Source organism: Pseudonocardia kunmingensis, from assembly GCF_006716445.1.
In the GTDB taxonomy this organism is placed as follows: domain Bacteria; phylum Actinomycetota; class Actinomycetes; order Mycobacteriales; family Pseudonocardiaceae; genus Pseudonocardia; species Pseudonocardia kunmingensis.
The window spans coordinates 585,848-605,322 of the sequence record NZ_VFPA01000002.1; the positions used below are offsets into that span (position 1 = coordinate 585,848).

Here is a 19,475-nt window from a genome sequence, read left to right on the forward strand (position 1 = left end):
CGGCCGACGACGTCTCGGAGGAGCACTATGACAGGTCCGCTCGAGGGCATCCGCGTGGTGGAGTTCTGCGGCGGTGCTCCCACCGCCCAAGCAGGCCAGGTGCTGGCCGACTTCGGCGCTGACGTCGTCGGGGTGGAGCCGCCGGGCGGGAGCCCGTTGCGCGCGCACCCCGTCTACGCGATGTGGGGCCGGGGGAAGCGCAGCGTCGTCCTGGATCTGGGCGACGAGTGCGACAGAGCCGTCGCGCTGAGGCTGGTCGACGGCGCCGACGTGGTGCTCGAGGGATTCCGCCCGGATGTGGCCGAACGTCTCGGCGTGGGGTACGAGGAGTTGGCGAGGCGCAACCCGCGCCTCGTCCACGCCGCGATCACCGGTTGGGGCCGGTCGAGCCCGTACGCGGGCGTCGCGGGGTACGAGGCCCTCGTCATGGCCAAGCTCGGCGTCTTCCACTCCTACGGGCGGATGTCGTCGCGTCCGGGGCCGTCGTTCATCTCGACCCCGTACGCGGCCTACAGCGCGACCCAGACGGCACTGACCGGCGTGCTCGCCGCGTTGTACGAGCGGGAGACGAGCGGGCTGGGGCAGCGCGTCGAGACCGACCTCGCCCTCGCGGCGGCCGGGCTCGACCCGTGGAACCAGATGCTGCACATGCTCACCGAGCGGTTCCCCGACGCCTTCCAGAACAAACCGACCTACGACGAGAACCTCGTCCCGAGCATGAGCCTGACGATCCGCCTGCTGGTGGCCGTCACCTCGGACGGGCACTGGCTGCAGTTCTCGCAGGTGCAGCCGCGTTTGTTCCTGGCACTGGTCGAGGAGGCCGGCCTCGCCTGGATGCTCGAGGACCCCGAGTGGTCCACCCTGCCCGAGTTCGAGGACCCCGACCACCGCCGCCGGTTCATCGAGAAGCTGATGGAAGCGATCCGCCAGAAGTCGCTGGCCGAGTGGCAGGAGGTGTTCGACCGGAACCCGAACGTGTTCGCGGAGGTCTTCCGGCAGGGCACGGAACTACTGCACCACCCGCAGCTGGTGCACGCGGGCCAGCGCGTGGGGCTGACCGACCCGGAGCGCGGTGACACGCTGCAGCCCGCTCCGGCCGTCTGGATGAGCGGCACCCCGACCGGTGTGCGCGGACCCGCGCCGCTGCTCGACGCGGACGGGGAGCGGCTGCGCGCGACGGCGGCCGCGACGAGCCCCGCGGCCGGGCCGCCGTCCGGGCCGCCCCCGAGCGGGCTGCCGCTCGAGGGCCTCATCATCCTCGAGCTGGGCACGTTCTACGCCGGCCCCTACGGCGCGACCGTGCTGACGGACCTCGGTGCGCGGGTCGTCAAGGTCGAGCCGCTCGACGGCGACCCGATGCGCATGCTGGTGGCCTTCCCCGAGGCCGGCGCCGCGAAGGTGCTGCAGGGCAAGGAGAGCATCGCGGTGGACATCGGCTCGCCGGAGGGCCAGGAGGTCGTCCGGGAGCTCGCGTCGCGCTCGCACGTCGTCCTCTGCTCGTTCCGGGCGGGGGTCGCGGAGCGGCTCGGTGTCGACGCCGCGTCGCTGCTGCGGCTAAACCCGGAGCTCATGTACCTCGACGCGCCCGGCTACGGCACCGACGGCCCGTACGGGCACCGGCCCGCGTTCGCCCCGACGATCTCCGCGGGCTCGGGCATCGCCATGCGCAACTTCGGACCGCCGCTCGCGCCGGAGCGCTCCATGGCGATGAGCATCGGCGACGCCCGGTTGTCCTCGGTCTTCCTGAGCGTCGGGGCGAACTCGGGCGGCACGCAGCCGGACGGGCTCGCCGCACTCACGGTCGGCACGGCGCTGGCGCTCGCGGCGTTCGTGCGCGCGCGGGGCGGCGGCGGGCAGCGGATGCTGACGACGATGCTGCTGAGCGCGGCGCACGCGCTCTCCGAGACCGTGGTCGAGTTCGCAGAGCCTGTCGAGCGGCCCCAGGTCGACCAGGAGGCGTACGGGTATGGCGCCCTCTACCGGCTGTACGAGACGGCCGAGGGCTGGGTATTCCTCGCCGCGCCCACTGAGGCGGACTGGTGCCGGCTGGCCGCGGCCGTGGGGGAGGCGTCCCTCGCCGGCGACCCGCGGTTCCGCGACGCCGAGTCTCGGGCAGCACACGAGGACGAGCTCGCCGAGGTGCTGGCGACGGCCTTCCACGCGCGCGGGGCCCGGCAGTGGGAGAAGGAGCTCATCGCGGCGGGCGTCGGATGCGTTGTCTCCGAGGAGCAGCCCATGGAGGCCATGTACCTGGGAGCGTTCGGGCAGCAGGCGGGCATGGTCGTCGAGACCGGGAGCCCGATCTTCGACACCTACCCGCGCATCGGGCCGCTCGTCGGCTTCTCCCGGTCTCGAACCCGCGCGCTGGGCGGATGCACGCTGGGTGAGCACACCGTCCCGATCCTTGAGGAGATCGGGTGGAGTCCGGACCGGATAGCCGGGCTGCGGGACAAGGGCGTGATCGGCAGGTGACGGTTCCCGGTCGCCGAGGCGTTCTGACCTGCGCGGATCTTGCGAGCTGGAAGAGTCGAATGACTGCTTTACAGTCTAAGATCTAACTGATAGACCTCTTGATACCGATGCGGCCACGGGGTGTGTGCCGGCGTCGCAGTCACGATTGGAGTCCGTTAACGCATGGTGCTCAAGGACGAGACGGCCATCGTCGGCGTCGGGTCGACGCCGTACTACAAGCGCGGGATGTCGCTGCCCCAAACGAAGATCGAGTTGGCCTGCAAGGCCATCCTCGCTGCATGCGAGGACGCCGGCCTCTCGATCAAGGACGTGGACGGCTTCGCCTACTACTCCGGCGGCTTCGACACCGCCCTGATCGCGCAGTCCCTCGGAATCCCGGAGGTCAAGTTCACCGCCACGCTCACCGGCGGTGGCGGGGGCGCCGCGGGCAGCATCGGTCTCGCCGCGGCCGCCATCACGTCGGGCCACGCGAACGTCGTCGTCTCGCTGATGACGCTGCAGCAGGTCCCGACGGCCCGGTTCGGCGCCGCCTTCGCGACCAAGGGCACCGGGGGCTACTCCCGGCCGGTCAACCCCGAGACCGACTTCGTCGCCCCGAGCGGTCTGTTCGCCCCTGGCCAGATGTTCTCCCTGCTGGCCCAGCGTCACATGCACCTCTACGGCACCCGGCGCGAGGCCTTCGGCGAGATCGCGATCAGCCAGCGGGAGAACGCGGCCAACCGGCCCACTGCCCGCTTTCGCGACCGGATCACCATGGACGACTACCTGAGCGCGCGGATGATCTCCGACCCGCTCTGCCTGTTCGACTACACCCAGGAGAACGACGGTGCGGTCGCGACGATCACCACATCGGCGGAGCGCGCCACGAACCTGCGCCAGCCGCCGGTGTACCTCGTCTCGGCCGCCAACGGCTCGGCGGGCCGCTGGGGGCAGTCGATCACCTGGATGGGCATGCCCGACGAGTACTTCGCGTCGTCCGGGCACCGCACGGTCGCCAAGGACGTCTACGAGCGGGCCGGAGTGACCGCCGCCGACATCGATGTCGCACTCCTCTACGACCACTTCACCCCGATGGTCCTCATGCAAGTCGAGGACTACGGCTTCTGCGAGATCGGCGAAGGCGGCCCGTTCGTGGAGAGCGGCGCCATCCGGTGGAAGACCGGATCGATCCCCGTCAACACCCACGGCGGCAACCTCTCCGAGGCGTACATCATCGGGATGACGCACGTGAAGGAGGCCGTGGAGCAACTCCGCGGCCAGGCCGTGAACCAGGTCGAGGGCGCCGAGTTGGCCCTCGTGACCGGTGGCCCGGCCCCCACCCCGACCAGCGCGATCATCCTCCGGAAGTGACGACGATGCCCCGACCTGCAGGCGCCCTGCCCGCCGAATTCGCCGAGATCCACCCCGATGCGTGGACCGAGCCGTTCTGGCTCGCCACCCGCGAACACCACCTCACGGTGCCCAAGTGCACCCACTGCGGCACGTTCCGGTTCCCGCCCGGCCCGTTCTGCTTCGAGTGCCAGCACCAGGACGTCGAGCACGTCGAGGTCTCCGGCAACGGCACGGTCTACACCTACACGGTGGCCCGCCACGCGGTGGTCCCGTCGCTGGCCGACAGCGTCCCGTACGTCGTCGCCGTGCTCGAGCTCGACGATGCGCCGGGAGTCCGGATGATCGCGAACGTCGTCGAGTCCGACCCCGAGTCCGTCCGCATCGGCTCGCGCGTCGAGCTGGTGTGGGACGACGTCGACGACGAGGTCACCATGCCGCGTTTCCGCATCGTCGCCTGAGCTCGCCCACCCCCACCTGACACATCGACGGGATCCCGGAGCCGCACGATGTGGCCCGGGGTCTCGCCCACCGCATGCCGGAGGACCGGGAAGATGAGTGGACCGCTGGACGACCTGCGGGTCGTCGAGATCTCCGACACCCTCACCGGCGCCCAGGCCGGCCAAGTGCTGGCCGACCTCGGCGCCGAGGTCGTGGCGGTCGAGCCACCCGGCGGTAGCAGGCTGCGTGACCAGGCGGCCTTCCCGTTCCTGGCCCGCGGCAAGAAGAGCGTCGTGCTCGACCTGCACGAGCGCGTCGATGCCGATGTGGTGTGGGGTCTCGCGAGCGAGGCGGACGTCCTCATCACCACGCTGCGGCCGGCCGCGCTCGAGCGGTTCGGGCTCGACCACTCAGTGGTCTCCGTCGTCAACCCCCGGCTCGTCTACGGCTCGGTCACGGGGTGGGGCCGGACCGGGCCGATGCGCGACGCCAAAGGATACGAGGGCATGGTCCTCGCGAAGCTCGGCGCCATGGCGACGTCGTTCGCGAAGGTCTCGACGCGTCCGGGCCCGACGTTCCCGTCCGTGCCGTTCGCCTCGTGGAGCGCATCGCAGGCGCTGCTGCAGGGTGTCTTCGCCGCTCTGCGCGAGCGGGAGGCCAGCGGGGCCGGCCAGCTGGTCGAGGTGAGTCTCGCCAAGGCCCTCGCCGCCCAGGACCCGTGGAACCAGGCGGCAGCCGCGATCGCGCAGCGCTTCCCCGACGCCTTCGTCGCCGCGCCGCCGGTCTCCGACGAGGGTGTGCCGAACTACAACTTCACCTTCCTGCTGCTCATCGCGATCACCAAGGACGGGCACTGGCTGCAGTTCTCACAGGTCCAGCCGCACCTGTTCCGAGCGTTCATCCGCTCCTGCGGGCTGGAGTGGATGTACGACGACCCGGACTGGAAGACCCTGCCGAACTTCGAGGACGTCCCGCGGCGGATGAGGTTCTGGGACATCCTGCTGACCGAAGTGCGCAAGAAGACCCTCGCCGAGTGGCAGGAGGTCTTCGACCAGGACCCAGATGTTTTCGCAGAGATCTTCCGCAGCGGCTCGGAGGTGCTGCACCACCCGCAGATGCAGTTCGCGCGGCACACCATCACGCTCGACGACGCAGAGCGCGGCGCGGTCCTCCAGCCGGGCCCCCTGATGAGCCTCGAGGGCACACCCATCGTGCTGGAGCGCGGTGCGCCGCGGCTCGACGAGCACGGTGCGGAGGTCCGCGCGCGGGCGGCGGAGGCGCGCCGGGATCCCGTCCCTGCCGCCGACCCCCCACCCAGCGGGCTCCCGCTGGCGGGGACGACGGTCCTCGAGCTCGGCACGTTCTACGCGGCACCCTACGGGGCGACGCTGCTCACCGATCTCGGCGCCAGGGTCATCAAGATCGAGCCGACGTCCGGTGACCCGATGCGGGTCATGCAGCCCTTCCCGGAGTCCGGCGCGCTCAAGGTGCTGCAGGGCAAGGAGTCCGTGGCGCTCGACCTCGCCGCGCCTGAGGCCAAGGGGATCCTCGAGCGGCTCGCCCTGACCGCTGACATCGTCCTCTGCTCGTTCCGCTCGGGGGTCGCCGAGCGGCTCGGTGTGGGGGCCAGGGACCTGCTGGCCCGCCACCCCGACCTGTTCTACCTCGACGCACCCGGATACGGGATCGCCGGCCCGCACGGGCACCGGCCCGCGTTCGCGCCGACGATGTCCGCGGGAGCCGGCATCGCGATGCGCAACGCCGGCGCGCTCGTCCCGGATGGGGAGACCGACGACCTCGCGGTGTTGCGGGCACGGTCGATCCAGCTGAACTCGGCGGGTGGTGGTTCCGCCACCCAGCCCGACGGCATCGCCGCGCTCGCGGTCGCGACGACCCTGTCGCTCGCGTCCTACCTGAAGTGCCGCGGCGTGGCAGGCCAGCACGCGCTCACCACGATGCTGAACTCGTGTGCCCACGCGCTGTGCGAGGACGCCGTCGAGCACGCGAACCGACCGCCCGCGCCCACCGCCGACGCGGAGGGCTTCGGTTTCGGCCCGCTCTACCGCCTCTACGAGACCGCGCAGGACTGGGTCTTCCTCGCCGCGCCGACGGAGAGCGACTGGACGGACCTCACCGGTCAGGCCGAGTTCTCCGACCTGCGGGACGACTCCAGGTTCCGCGACGTCGCGGCCCGCGCCGAGCACGCCGCCGAGCTCGTCGAGGCGCTGTCGGCCGTGTTCGCCACCCGCTCGGCCGACGAGTGGGAGTGTGCGCTGCTCGCCGCCGACATCGGCTGCGTCAAGGCCGACACGAACACGGTCGAGAGGAACTACCTCGGAGAGTTCGGCCGGCAGCACGGGTACCTGGCGACGGTCGAGAGCCCGATCCTCGACGAGTACCCCCGGGTGGGCCCGATCGTCGACTTCTCCCGCTCGGCGACGACGGCGACCGTCGGCTGCACGCTCGGCCAGCACACCGAGGCCGTCCTGCGCGAGTACGGCTACGACGACGCGACCATCGCCGACTTCGCCGAGCGCGGGGTCATCGTCACCGCCTGACCCGCAGACCACGTCGCACGACCGTTCCACGCGATGGAGGGAGAGGATCATGGCGATCCCGAAGAAGATCTGGGCCAACTCGGGCGACTCGCACTTCCTGGAGCCGCCGGACCTGTTCGACGAACGGCTGCCCAAGGCGCTGGCCGACCGGATGCCGAAGAGCCAGAAGTTCGACGGCTACGAGATCGTGACCGTCGACGGGCAGCAGTTCCGGCGGAACATGCCCAAGCCCGGGAACACCGGCGAGACGATGAGCGACATCGTGAACAAGCGGGCGCCCGGGGCGAACGACCCCGTGCTGCGGCTGCAGGACCTCGACGAGGAGGGCATCTGGGCGGAGGTCACGTTCCCGTCCATCGGGATCTGGGCCAGCTCGATCAAGAGCCGGGAGCTGATGGCCTCGGGTGTGGCCGCCCTCAACGACTGGGCCAAGGAATACATCATGGACGCGTCGCCGCGGCTGCTGCCCACGGCGTCGGTCTCGCTGCTCGACGTGGACGACGCGGTGGCCGAGGTGAGGCGGTGCGCCGCGATGGGCTACCGCGCGGCGTTCCTGCCGACAGCGGTCCCCCCGGGGCAGAAGCCGTACCACTACATCGACTACTGGAACCCGCTGTGGACCGCGCTCGAGGAGACCAACACCGTCCTCGCGTTCCACATCGGCACTGAGCCGGTCGACGCGGACAAGGGCTTCGGTCAGGTGTTCCGCGGACCGGGTGGCGCGGTCCTGAACTACACGCAGACCACCTTCGGTGGCCAGATCTCGACGATGCAGATGATCACGTCGGGTGCCCTGGACCAGCACCCCGACCTGCGGATCCTGGTGTCGGAGGGTGGTGCGACCTGGGGCCCGTTCCTGGGCGACCGGATGAACGAGGGGTACCGGCAGCACGGGAAGTACGTGCGGCCGCAGCTGTCCAAGCCGCCCAAGCAGTTCCTGTACGAGCAGGTGTACGCCTCGTTCCAGCACGACGAGACCGCCGTGGGCGCGATGCAGCACCTCGGGTGGAACAACGTGATGTGGGGGAGTGACTACCCGCATCTCGAGGGCACCTACGGCCACACGCAGAAGACGCTGCACGAGCTGTTCGACGACGCCCCGGACGACGTGCGCCGGCGGATCACGGTGGGGGCGTTCCAGGACCTGTTCCCCGAGGTCGGCGAGCCGCCCGCGGATGAGTACTGAGATGAGCACCAGGCGATGAGTGCCGAGGCGGGCAGCTCGATGCAGGAGATCGAGGAGGAGGAAGAGGTTCTCGGCACGCCCTCGTTCGAGGTCCTCGTCCGGGACGGCGAGCCCATCGTGAGCGGGACGTACTTCATGGCGCCGCCGATCTACATGCGCAAGGCGGAGTGGGACGCCGCCGATCCCGGCAGGCTCACCGTGCTCGCCTCCGACGGCACCGCGTGGTTCGCCACGGACGTGCCGAAGGAGGGCCGGGTCAACGTCGTCCTCGAGCCGGTCGAGCCGCACCCGTCGATGGAACTGCCCTGACGAGCAGCCCCGGTCGCGGGCCGCGACCGGGCTCTTCTCTTCCGGCAACCTCTCATATATATTACTGATTGACCTAGAGCTGGTGGACCGTGCGGGGGGCTGTCGATGAACCTGGCCATGATTCTCGACATGGTGGCCGACGGGATGGGCGATCGTGTCCTGATCGGTGACCGGACCGAGGGCCTGACCGGAGCCGACATCCGTGAGAAGGCGGCGGCGGGCGCCGCCCACCTCGCTGGGACCGGTGCTGATCGCCTGGTGTTCCTCGGCGGGAACGGGCCGGCCTTCCCGGTGGCGATGTTCGCCGCCGCGCTTGCCGGCATCCCGTTCCTGCCCGTGAACTACCGCCTGAGCGCAAAGCAGCTCGACGACGTCCTGAACAGGCAGGAAAACCCGCTCGTCGTCACCGACGCGCCCGAGCGCGCGCCGGGGAGGCGGACGATGGGGATCACGGAGTTCCTGGCGCTGCCCCCCGCCGAGTCGCCGCGCACCGCCGACGAGGTCGATGCAGACGGGATCGCGGTGCTGTTGATGACGAGCGGGACCACCGCGGCGCCGAAGAGCGCGGTGCTGCGTCACCGCCACCTCGGGTCCTACATCTTCGGCTCGGTGGAGTACGCCTCGGTGGCCGACACCGATGCGACGCTCGTGTGCGTGCCGCCCTACCACATCGCCGCGGTCGCGAACGTGCTGTCCAACATCTACTCGGGCCGTCGGGTCGTCTACCTCGACCAGTTCTCGGCCGCCGGCTGGCTCGACATCGTCGAGGAGCAGGCGATCACGCACGCGATGGTCGTGCCCACGATGCTCGTGCGGATCGTCGCAGAGCTGCGCGAGCGTGCCGGGACGGCGCCTGCGAGCCTGCGGTCGCTCTCCTACGGTGGGGCCAAGATCGCTCCCGAGGTGATCGCCGCCGCGCTCCGGCTCTTCCCCGATACGGGGTTCGTCAACGCCTACGGCCTGACCGAGACAGCCTCGTCGATCGCCGTCCTCGGGCCCGAGGACCACCGTACGGCGGTCGCCAGCGACGACCCCGGGGTCCGTGCCCGTCTCGGATCGGTCGGGCGGGCGCTGCCCTCGGTCGAGATCGAGGTGCACGACCTGGACGGACTGCCCGCCGCGCCCGGTGAGGTCGGCGACATCGTCGTGCGCGGGCCGCAGGTGGCGGGCGAGTACGTCGAGGCGGGCAGCCTCGTCGGCGCCGACGGCTGGTTCCCCACCCGGGACCGGGGCTACCTCGACGAGGCGGGCTTCCTCTACGTCCAGGGCCGGGCCGACGACACGATCATCCGCGGCGGGGAGAACATCGCACCCGCCGAGATCGAGGACGCGCTGGCGGCTCACGAGTCCGTGCTCGAATGCGCGGTGGCGGGGGTGCCGGACCTCGAATGGGGGCAGCGCATCGCGGCGTTCGTCGTGCTCCGTGACGGGCACGAAGGCGACGGGGACGTGCTGCGGCAGTTCGTCCGTGCCCGGCTCCGGGGGCACAAGACGCCCGACGACGTCGTGTTCCTCGGCGAGCTGCCCACGACGGCCACCGGCAAGATCCTTCGCCGCGCGCTGGTCGCGATGGTGGGTGAAAAGGATGCCCAGCCCGTCTGAGCCCCGGCGGGAGAGACGATCGGATCGGAGAGCGATGCTGTTCATCGACGGGGCCTGGACCCCCGCGGCCTCGGGGCGCGAGTTCGCATCGCGGGACCCCGCGTCCGGCGAGGTTCTCGGCACGGTCGCGGACGCGGGCCGGGAGGACGCCGTCGCGGCCGTCGCCGCCGCGCAACGCGCGTTCCGCGCGTGGTCGAAGCAGACGGCCCACCAGCGTTCCGCGGTGCTCCACCGCGCCTGGCAGCTCATGACCGAGCGCCGCGAGGAGCTCGCCACGTTGATGACCCGCGAGCAGGGCAAGCCCCTGAAGATGGCGCGCAACGAGGTCGGGTACGCCGCGGACTTCCTCCTGTGGTTCGCGGAGGAGGCCAAGCGCGTCTACGGCGAGACGATCCCGTCCGCTCGCGCCGACCAGCGGTTCATCGTGATGCACCAGCCGGTCGGCGTGGCGGCGATGATCACGCCCTGGAACTACCCGATCTCCATGCTGACCCGCAAGATCGCGCCCGCCCTTGCGGCAGGCTGCACGGTCGTGGTCAAGCCGGCCGAGCAGACGCCCCTCTGTGCGATCGCGACGGTGAAGCTGCTCGAGGAGGCCGGGGTTCCCGCCGGAGTGGTCAACCTCGTGACGTCGTCGGACCCCGGCCCGATCGGGGACGTCATGCTCGGCGAGCCGGCGGTCCGCAAGATCAGCTTTACGGGTTCGACCGAGGTGGGCAAGGTCATCGCGGCCCGCGCCGCGGAGCAGATGAAGCGGGTCTCGCTCGAGCTCGGCGGGCACGCCCCCTTCCTCGTCTTCAACGACGCCGACCCGGTGCACGCCGCGAAGGGCGCCGCCGCGATCAAGCTGCTGAACACGGGGCAGGCCTGCATCTGCCCGAACCGCCTGTTCGTGCAGCGTTCCATCGTCGAGCCGTTCGCCGCGACCCTGCGTGATCGGCTCGAGAAGGTGGTGGCGGGCCACGGCCTCACCTCCGGCGTCGGCGTCGGCCCACTGATCGACGAGCAGGCCCTCGCCAAGATGCAGCGGCAGGTCGACGACGCGCTCGCGAAGGGCGCCGAGGTGCTCGCCGGTGGGAAGCGGCTCACCGGCCCCGAGTACGACAAGGGCTGCTTCTGGGAACCGACCGTGTTGCGCGGGGTCACCCCGGACATGCTCGTCTACCGGGAGGAGACCTTCGGGCCGATCGCGCCCATCGTCGAGTTCGACGACGAGGACGAGGTCCTGGAGATGGCCAACGACACCACCTATGGCCTGGCGTCCTACGTCTACACGCGCGACCTGAGCCGGGCGTTGCGGACGGCGGAGGCGCTGGACTTCGGGATCATCGGGATCAACGACGTGAACCCGACGTCGGCTGCCGTGCCGTTCGGCGGGATCAAGGAGAGCGGGCTGGGCCGGGAGGGTGCGCGCCAGGGCATCCACGAGTACCTCGACGAGAAGGTGTGCGGGATCGCCCTGTGAGGCACATCTGAGGCTGCGACCAAGCTGCCGCACCCTGAGCGGCCCAGTTTGTTCATTGCATTCATCTATCTTATTGTGTGGTCATCTCGGAGGTTCACGGCTGCCGAGGAGGACGGACAGGAGTACCGATGGCGCTGGCATTGACCGACGAACACCGTGAGCTGGCGGACGTTGTTCGCGCGTTCCTCACCGACCACCAGGCGAGGGCGGTGTCGCGCGGGTTCCTGGACGCCGACGAGACCCTGCCCGAGTACTGGGGGGCGGTCGCGGAGCTCGGCTGGCTCGGGCTGCACGTCCCGGTGGAGTACGGAGGGCAGGGCTTCGGAGTGCCCGAGCTCGCCGTCGTACTGGCGGAGTTCGGGCGCGCCGTGGCGCCGGGGCCGCTGCTCTCGACGACCTGCGCCTCCGCGATCATCGCCGCGACGGGCGGTGACGAGCTGCGCAGCAAGTGCCTGCCCGCCCTCGCCGACGGTTCGCAGACCGGTGCGGTGGGTCTCGGCGGCGGTCTCACGCGGGGCGCGGACGGCACCGTCAGCGGTGACGCGGGTGCCGTGCTCGGCGCTCACCTGCCTGACGCACTGCTCGTCCTCACCGTGGGTGAGGACCTCGTCGCGGTCGCGGCCGACGCCCCGGGCGTCCAGGTCACCGCGTTGCCGGGCATCGACCCCACCCGGCGGTTCGCCGCCGTGCACCTCGACGGCGTGACCGTGCCGGACGAGCGCGTCCTGCCGGGCGCGCTGGGCGTCGCGACCCGGACGGTGCGGGCCCTGGCGGCCGTCGAGGCCTCCGGCATCGCCCATGCATGCGTCGAGATGGCCACGGAGTACGCCACGGTGCGGGTCCAGTTCGGCCGCACGATCGGCACCTTCCAGGCGGTCAAGCACCACGCCGCGAACATGCTGGTGGGTGCCGAGCTCGCGACGGCGGTGGCGTGGGACGCCGCGCGAGCGGTCGGTACCGGCCTCGACGAGCAGGCCGCGCTGGCGGCCGCCGTCGGCGTCACGAGCGCGGTGGAGGCCGCCGTCCGCAATGCGGAGACGAACATCCAGCTCCACGGAGGCATCGGCTTCACGTGGGAGCACGACGCCCACCTCTACCTGCGTCGCGCCGCGGGCCTCTCGGCGCTCGTGGCTCCTGCCGCCGCGTTCGAGGACGAGATCGTCACCCTCACGCGGGCGGGAGTGCGCCGCAGTTACGCGATCGACCTTCCCCCGGAGGCGGAGACCCACCGCGCGGAGGCACGCGCGTTCGTCGAGCGCTTCGCCACCCTCCCGGAGAGCGAGCGGAGGCACGCGCTCGTCGACTCCGGCTACCTCGTGCCGCACTGGCCGCTGCCGTGGGGCCGGGCGGCGGGGGCCATCGAGCAGCTGGTCATCGAGGCCGAGTTCGCCGGAGTCGACCTGCCCGTGCTCGGCATCGGCGGGTGGGTCACCCTCACCCTGGCCCAGCACGGCACGCCCGAGCAGGTCGAGCGCTGGGTGCGGCCCTCGCTGCTGGGCGACCTGAACTGGTGCCAGCTGTTCAGCGAGCCCGGCGCGGGCTCGGACGCCGCGGCGGTGTCCACCCGCGGGGTCCGCGTGGACGGCGGGTGGATCGTCAACGGCCAGAAGGTCTGGACCAGCGGCGCCCAGCACTGCAACCGCGGGTTCGCCACGGTGCGCACCGATCCCGATGCTCGGAAGCACCGCGGCATCACCATGATGGCGATCGACATGACCGCCCCGGGCGTCGAGGTCCGCCCCCTGCGCGAGATCACCGGCGAGTCGCTGTTCAACGAGGTCTTCTTCGACGACGTCTTCGTGCCCGACGCCGACGTGGTCGGCGGCGTGCACCAGGGGTGGGCGGTCGCCAGGGCCACGCTCGGCAACGAGCGGGTCACCATCGGCGGCGGCAGCCGGCAGGGCCTGTCGGCGTCCGACCTGTTCGACCTGCAGGCGCGGTGTGCCCCCGGCGACGACGCGCTCGCCCGCGAGATCGCCCGCCTTGTCGCGGAGGAGCAGGCGATGCGCCTGCTCAACCTGCGCCAAGCCGTGCGCGCGGTGGTGGGCGGCCCGCCCGGGCCGGAAGGCAACATCACCAAGCTGCTCTCCGCGGAGCATGCCCAGCGGGTCAGCGAGCTCGGCCGCCGCATCGCCGCTCGGGCCATCGTGGCGGCCGGCGAGACCGACTACCTGTTCGCCTATCTGTTCGACCGGTGCCTGACGATCGCGGGCGGCACGTCCGAGATCGGACGCAACGTCATCGCCGAGCGACTGCTCGGCCTGCCCCGCGATCCGCTCGTCGCCTGACGTCGTGCGACGAGCCCGTGAGCTGGACCACCCGTAGGAAGGGATCGAGATGGAGCTGAACGGAGCGTCGGCGCTCGTCACCGGCGGAGCAGGCGGGTTCGGTGAGGCCACCGTCCGCCGCCTCGTCAAGGCCGGCGCGCAGGTCGTGGTCGCCGACATGGCGGAGGACAAGGGCAAGGCGCTCGAGGACGCACTGGGCAGCGCCGTCCGCTTCGTGCCCACCGACGTCACCGACGAGGCCTCGGTCGACAACGCCATCGCCGCCGCGACCGAGCTCGGTCCGCTGCGCGCCACGGTCGTCGTGCACGGCGGCCCGGCGGCCGGCAAGCGGATCGTGAACCGGAAGGGTGAGCCCTATCCGGTCGAGACGTTCCGCCGCACGGTCGAGATCTTCCTGACCGGCACCTACCACGTGCTGAGCAAGGCCGCGGCGGCGATGTCGAAGAACGAACCGCTCGACTCCGGTCAGCGCGGCGTGGTGATCACGACGGCGAGCATCGCGGGCTTCGAGGGCCAGGTCGGCCAGAGCGACTACTCGGCCGCCAAGGGTGGGGTCATCGGTCTGACCCTGACTGCTGCGCGCGACCTCGCGCCCGTCGGCGTCCGGGTGATGTGCATCGCGCCCGGCACGTTCTTCACTCCCGCCTACCGGATGTCGGAGGAGGAGGCCCAGGCCAAGTGGGGTCCGGGCGTTCCCAACCCGAAGCGGATGGGCCATGCGGACGAGTACGCCAAGCTCGCACTGCAGATCGTCGACAACGACTACCTCAACGGCGAGACGATCCGCATCGACGGGGCGCTGCGTTTCAACATCTGACAGGTGGTCCGTCCGCGCCGCCGGGACCCTCCTGAGCCGCCGGTGACCTCGCCACCCGACGGGGGGAGGAGATCTCAGTCATGCACCGCATTGCTGTCCGGGTCAGGTGCTCTGTCGTGCCATCGCTTCGACTCCCGCGAGGGAGCGCAACAGGTCGTTGAGGTGGGTACAGGTCGGCGTCCCGCGCAGCTCGCTCCGCACGTGGCCGGCGACCTCCGACACGGGTGTCCCGCTGATACGGGCCGCACTGGCCGCGGCGACCGGGCACTCGGGCCAGGGCAGAACCCGGGGAGTGGCGTGCACGTCGCCCAGTACCAGTGCCTCACTCGCGGTCCCTCCGATCAGGTGCCGCTCCCGCGTCAGATCGGCGTGCAGCTCGTACTCGTGCACGACGCTCTCGCCGTCGTCGGGGTCGACGTAGGTGTCGCGGAACATCGCCTCGACCGCACACCCGCGGTCCCGCTCGCCCAGCACGAGGTCGATGCGACGGCGCCTGCGCATGGCGAGGGGCGCGAGCGGCTGGGTCGGGTGCCAGGACAGGGGGTCGTCCGGCCGGTCCAGGACGGGAGCGGGCGGGCCGAGGCGCAGCGGCATCCGTTCCCCTCGACGCAGCGACGCGACCATCACGCCGTCGTCGCGCCAGCCGGAGCACAGATCGACCTTCGGTACGAACGACACCACCTCCGCGGGGAGCTCCCGGGTCAGCGCCAGCGCGTAGCCCGCGATGAGGACGGCGACCGGCAGATCGTCGAGCAGGAGCGCGAGAACCCCGCCGTGCTCGTCGGGATCGAGCGCGCGGTCGGCCGCCGCGCGGAACCCGGACGCGACCGCGAGCCCGAGGAGACGCTCGGTGTCGCAGGCCGGGCTCGTCGTCAGTGCGACGAGGGCGCGGGACGCATCGAACCGGACCTCGGCGTCGAGCCGCGCCTGCGCGGAGACGGTCCCGACGCCCTCGGCGTCGGTGACGACGTCGCGCGCGACGCCGCGCACGATCAACGTCGGGTCGGTGAGGCCGCGTGGTCGCAGCATGTCCATGCTGCTCGTCCGGCGTACCGAGAACGGGAGGCGCACCGGGGTGTTCGCTGCTGGGTCGGCCACCATCCGGAATCCGGTGTCGGCCGCGGGTTGGTCCATTCCTCGGATCCTACGACGCGATCTCGAGGGAGGACACATGTGTTCGAATGGCTTACAGTCCGCCTTACCGCAATGTTTTCCGTATCTTGCGTGATCCACGACCTTCGACGAGGAGCGGCCGTGACGGGATCTCTGGACGGGATCAAGGTGCTCGACCTGACCATGTGGGCCTTCTGTCCCGCGGCGGGAGCGGTCCTCGCCAGCTGGGGCGCTGACGTCGTCCACGTGGAGAACCCGCGATCACCCGACCCGATGCGGCTGTTCGGAGGCGGCAACGCCGAGCCGGGCGGCGCGCACTGGATGTTCCGCCACTACAACCGCGGCAAGCGGGGGATCGCCCTCGACCTCGCCGACCCCATCGGCCAGGAGGTCCTGCTGCGGCTTGCGGCCGAGGCGGACGTCTTCCTCACCAGCTTCCTGCCCGCCACCCGCCGCAAGCTCGGGTTCGACATCGACCAGATCCGGAAGGTGAACCCGCGCATCGTCTACGCCAAGGGCACCGGCGCGGGACCGCGTGGGCCGGAGGCCGGCCGCGGCGGCTACGACGGTGCGTCGTGGTGGGCCCGCGGGTCCCTGGCGCACTCGGCGATGACGGTGACCGGGATCGACTTCGCTCCCGGGATGGTGGGCCACGGCGACGGGATGTCCGGATTGGTCCTCGCCGGCGGAATCTGCTCGGCGCTGTTCCAGCGGGAGCGTACGGGCGTGGCTCCCGTCGTCGACTCCTCGCTGCTGGGGACGGCGATGTGGTTCAACGGCCCGGCGGTGATCAGCGCGAAGATGCCGGGCGAGCAGCGCTCGTTCGGCGAGCGAATCCCGCGGGAGCACACGGCGTGGTCATCGGGGACCTACAGGACCCGCGACGGCCGGTTCATCTACCTGTCGCTTCTCGGCGATGCCGATGCCCTGTGGGTGGACCTGTGCGCGCATCTGGGCCGGGAGGACCTGGCCGACGACCCGCGCTTCGTACACACGGCCGACCGACGGTCCAACAACCTCGCCCTGATGGACGAGATCGACCGCATCTTCTCGACACGTGACTACGCAGACTGGACCACGGCGCTGAACACGACCCGTGGGGTGTGGGCGGGGGTGCAGAGCACCGAGGAGATCCACGACGACCCGCAGGCGATCGCGAACCGTCTGATCCAGGAGGTCGACTACCCCGACGGCCCGCTGGCGATGCCGACACCGCCCCTGATGTTCGACGAGGATCCTGGGGACATCCGGCGTGCACCCGACTTCGGCGAGCACACAGCCGACGTGCTCGCGGAGGCGGGCTACGACGACGCCGAGATCGCGCGCCTGCGCGAACGAGGAGTCGTCGCATGACGCTCGACCTCACCCGACGGGCTCTGGTCGAGGGTGCCGATCCCCACCGCTCGACGTCACCGTGACCCGGGCGAGCAACGCCACCAGGGGCTACGCGGTCGGACCGAGCCGCGGGTGCATGGCGCGGGCCGTCTCGCGGGTGTTCAGGGCACGCTCCTTCGGCCGCGGCGTCAGGCCACCGAGGTGGTGGCCGGAAGGCCGAGGCGTGGGGCCGCGCCGTCGTCGGGCAGCCAGGCTAGTTGCGACTGGTCCACGAGGTGCTGGACGTGTGCGGCCGTCTCGGCGAGAGCGGCGATGCGCATCGGGCCGATCCCCTGCCACGGGCGAGACCAGGTGAGGTTGGCCGCGACCTGCCACAGCGTCGGCCGGTCGAGCTCCACGACCAGTTCGAGCAGCTCGCGGCAGCGGTCCTCGTGGTGCAGGCGGAGCGCTCGCGTGCGGGCGGCGAGACCGCGGAAGCGGTACTCGTGTGCGGGGAGCGCAAGGTGCTGGTCGTAGGCGGCGACGCGGTCCAGGGACTCGAGGAACCGGGCCAGTGGTGCCTGCGGGGCCGCCGGGCTGAGCCCGACGTTCGGGGTGATCCTCGGCAGCACGTGGTCCCCCGTGAGCAGCACCCCGGCGTCCGCATCGACCAGGCACAGGTGGCCGGGCGTGTGCCCGGGCGTCCAGACGGCGCGCACCGCCCGGCCCCGCACCGGTACCCGGTCGCCGTCGGCGAGGAGCACGTCGGGCTCGGCCATCGCGGCGCGGTCGGCGGCGGCGCCACCGGGCGCCAGCGGGGCGATCAGCTGCGCGATGTCGAGCTTGGGTGCACCGCTGCGGCGCAACCACGCCGAGGTGGCGCGCAGCCGGTCGGATCGGGCCTGCTCGGTGCGCTGTGGCAGCGTGTCGCGCTCCGCGGGGTGCATCGCGATCCAGGCCCCGGACTCGGCCCGCAACCGCGCCGACAGACCGTGGTGGTCGGGGTGGACGTGCGTGGCCACCACCCCGACGACGTCCCCTGGTCCTGCTCCCGTCGCCGTGAGCCCGGCGACGAGCGCGGTCCAGCCGTCGTCGCTGTCCCAGCCCGGGTCGACGACGAGGAGGCCGTCGTCGCAGGGGAGGAGGTAGCTGAGCGTGTAGCGCAGGGGGTTGTCCGGGATGGGCACCGGCACGGACCACAGCCCGCTCGCCAGCCGTTCGACCGGCGGGAGCCGTCTCTCGTTCCAGGCAGCGAGCTGCCTGGTTCCGACCACGGTGATCCCCATCGGTCCTGACCCACTTCCTCGCCGCATCCGCCTGACCGACTGGACGATAGGGAAGGGAAGCAACAGGAACAAGAGCCTATTCAGATTAAATATCTATCGGTATAGTCGCGGATCGGATCTTCTCCGCGCGCTGCGAGACACCAACGACCCCAGGAGCGACATGACGTCCGCCCTCCTCGAGGAACTCCGTCGGTTCGTCGACGCGGAGCTCGCTGCTTTCCGCCGCGACTGGCCGGACGTGTCCACGTGGGAGGCGCGCTGTGCCTGGCAGCGACGCATGGCGCGAGAGGGTTGGGCGGCGCCACGGTGGCCGGTCGAGTACGGCGGGCGCGGTCTCGGCACGCTGGAGGCGATGGCGGTCGAGGACGTCTTCGCCGAGAAGGGTTGCCCGGTGCTGCCCGGCATGCTCGGCCTGAAGAACGTCGGGCCGACCCTGCAGGCACACGGCACCGACGAGCAGAAGCGGCACCTCGCGGCCATCCTCAGTATCGACGAGGTGTGGTGCCAGGGCTTCAGCGAACCGGGTGCGGGATCCGACCTCGCCGGACTGCGCACGCGCGCGGTCCGCGACGGCGACGACTTCGTGGTGAACGGCCAGAAGATCTGGACCTCGAACGGCATATACGCCACCCACATGCAACTGCTGGTCCGCACCGACCCGCAGGCGCCCAAGCACCGGGGGATCTCCGTGCTGCTGGTGGACATGGCAACCCCTGGCGTCGAGGTGCGTCCGATCCGCCAGATCAACGGCGGGGCCGAGTTCGCCGAGGTGTTCTTCACCGACGTACGGGTCCCGGTGGCGAACCTCCTGGGCCCGCTGAACGACGGCTGGCGGATCACGATGACGACGCTGGGACACGAGCGGGCCGGGGTGGCGACGTTCGCCGCCAGGCTGGAGCAGCGCACCGTGGACCTGCTCGAGGCCAACCGCGCCGACACGCGTACCGAGCCGCTCGGCCCCGGACTGCGCGACGAACTGCTCGACGGGTACGTCGACGCGCGGGTGCTCGGGCTGCTCGGCAGGCAGATGCTCGAGCGGCTCGCCGGGGGGCAGCAGCCAGGACCCGAGCAGTCGGTGATCAAGCTGGTGCACAGCGAGGTGAGCCAACGTGTCGAGTCGGTGCAGATGGCGATAGCCGGAGCCGCAGCCGTTCGCGGCGAGGACCCCGCCGCAGCGCACGCGTATCTGTCGGCGCGCTCGGCCACGATCGCCGCGGGCACCACTCAGATCGTCAAGAACATCATCGCCGAGCGTGTGCTCGCCCTGCCGCGCAACGGCTGATCGACCGACGCAG

At 71.0% G+C, this 19,475-nt stretch carries 14 protein-coding genes; 12 read left to right on the forward strand and 2 right to left on the reverse strand.

The annotated features are described in order from the left end of the window. The first annotated feature begins 27 nt into the window (after positions 1-27). The 10 genes from FB558_RS18650 to FB558_RS18695 all read left to right on the forward strand — a co-directional run bounded on the left by FB558_RS18650 (position 28) and on the right by FB558_RS18695 (position 14,467). Positions 28-2,472, forward strand: a complete 2,445-nt coding sequence (locus tag FB558_RS18650; RefSeq protein ID WP_142055203.1) for a CaiB/BaiF CoA transferase family protein — start codon at positions 28-30, stop codon at positions 2,470-2,472. A 162-nt stretch (positions 2,473-2,634) separates the two neighbouring features. Continuing rightward, positions 2,635-3,822: a thiolase C-terminal domain-containing protein gene (locus FB558_RS18655; RefSeq protein ID WP_142055205.1), complete on the forward strand. Its 1,188-nt coding sequence runs from the start codon at positions 2,635-2,637 to the stop codon at positions 3,820-3,822. 5 nt (positions 3,823-3,827) lie between these two features. Beyond that, positions 3,828-4,262 (forward strand): Zn-ribbon domain-containing OB-fold protein, encoded by a 435-nt coding sequence (locus FB558_RS18660; protein ID WP_246106689.1) that lies wholly within the window; start codon positions 3,828-3,830, stop codon positions 4,260-4,262. A 93-nt stretch (positions 4,263-4,355) separates the two neighbouring features. Beyond that, the gene (locus tag FB558_RS18665; protein WP_170231396.1) at positions 4,356-6,800 is read left to right on the forward strand and encodes a CaiB/BaiF CoA transferase family protein; all 2,445 of its coding nucleotides are present in this window, start codon (positions 4,356-4,358) and stop codon (positions 6,798-6,800) included. Positions 6,801-6,849: 49 nt separating this feature from the next. Further along, positions 6,850-7,986, forward strand: a complete 1,137-nt coding sequence (locus FB558_RS18670; protein WP_142055211.1) for an amidohydrolase family protein — start codon at positions 6,850-6,852, stop codon at positions 7,984-7,986. A gap of 15 nt (positions 7,987-8,001) precedes the next feature. Beyond that, on the forward strand, positions 8,002-8,295 hold the full coding sequence (locus FB558_RS18675) for a hypothetical protein (RefSeq protein ID WP_142055213.1): 294 nt from the start codon (positions 8,002-8,004) through the stop codon (positions 8,293-8,295). A 105-nt stretch (positions 8,296-8,400) separates the two neighbouring features. Further along, positions 8,401-9,897 carry a class I adenylate-forming enzyme family protein gene (locus FB558_RS18680; protein ID WP_142055215.1) on the forward strand — a complete coding sequence of 499 codons (1,497 nt, stop codon included), beginning with the start codon at positions 8,401-8,403 and terminating at the stop codon, positions 9,895-9,897. A gap of 34 nt (positions 9,898-9,931) precedes the next feature. Then, complete coding sequence (locus FB558_RS18685; RefSeq protein WP_142055217.1) at positions 9,932-11,362, forward strand: NAD-dependent succinate-semialdehyde dehydrogenase; 1,431 nt, start codon at positions 9,932-9,934, stop codon at positions 11,360-11,362. A 128-nt stretch (positions 11,363-11,490) separates the two neighbouring features. After that, on the forward strand, positions 11,491-13,650 hold the full coding sequence (locus tag FB558_RS18690) for an acyl-CoA dehydrogenase family protein (protein WP_142055219.1): 2,160 nt from the start codon (positions 11,491-11,493) through the stop codon (positions 13,648-13,650). A 49-nt stretch (positions 13,651-13,699) separates the two neighbouring features. Continuing rightward, on the forward strand, positions 13,700-14,467 hold the full coding sequence (locus FB558_RS18695) for an SDR family NAD(P)-dependent oxidoreductase (RefSeq protein WP_142055221.1): 768 nt from the start codon (positions 13,700-13,702) through the stop codon (positions 14,465-14,467). A gap of 102 nt (positions 14,468-14,569) precedes the next feature. On the opposite strand, the gene FB558_RS18700 is transcribed toward FB558_RS18695, so the two are convergent. After that, complete coding sequence (locus FB558_RS18700; protein WP_170231397.1) at positions 14,570-15,601, reverse strand: DUF2889 domain-containing protein; 1,032 nt, start codon at positions 15,599-15,601, stop codon at positions 14,570-14,572. 120 nt (positions 15,602-15,721) lie between these two features. On the opposite strand from FB558_RS18700, the gene FB558_RS18705 reads away from it, so the two are divergent. Then, the gene (locus FB558_RS18705) at positions 15,722-16,933 is read left to right on the forward strand and encodes a CaiB/BaiF CoA transferase family protein (RefSeq protein WP_170231398.1); all 1,212 of its coding nucleotides are present in this window, start codon (positions 15,722-15,724) and stop codon (positions 16,931-16,933) included. Between the two features lie 170 nt (positions 16,934-17,103). On the opposite strand, the gene FB558_RS18710 is transcribed toward FB558_RS18705, so the two are convergent. Then, on the reverse strand, positions 17,104-18,081 hold the full coding sequence (locus tag FB558_RS18710; protein ID WP_246106602.1) for an MBL fold metallo-hydrolase: 978 nt from the start codon (positions 18,079-18,081) through the stop codon (positions 17,104-17,106). Between FB558_RS18710 and FB558_RS18715 the strand changes: the two genes are divergently transcribed. Further along, positions 18,074-19,462, forward strand: coding sequence for an acyl-CoA dehydrogenase family protein (locus FB558_RS18715; protein ID WP_246106603.1), 1,389 nt, complete (start codon positions 18,074-18,076; stop codon positions 19,460-19,462). The genes FB558_RS18710 and FB558_RS18715 overlap by 8 nt on opposite strands. Positions 19,463-19,475: the final 13 nt, after the last annotated feature.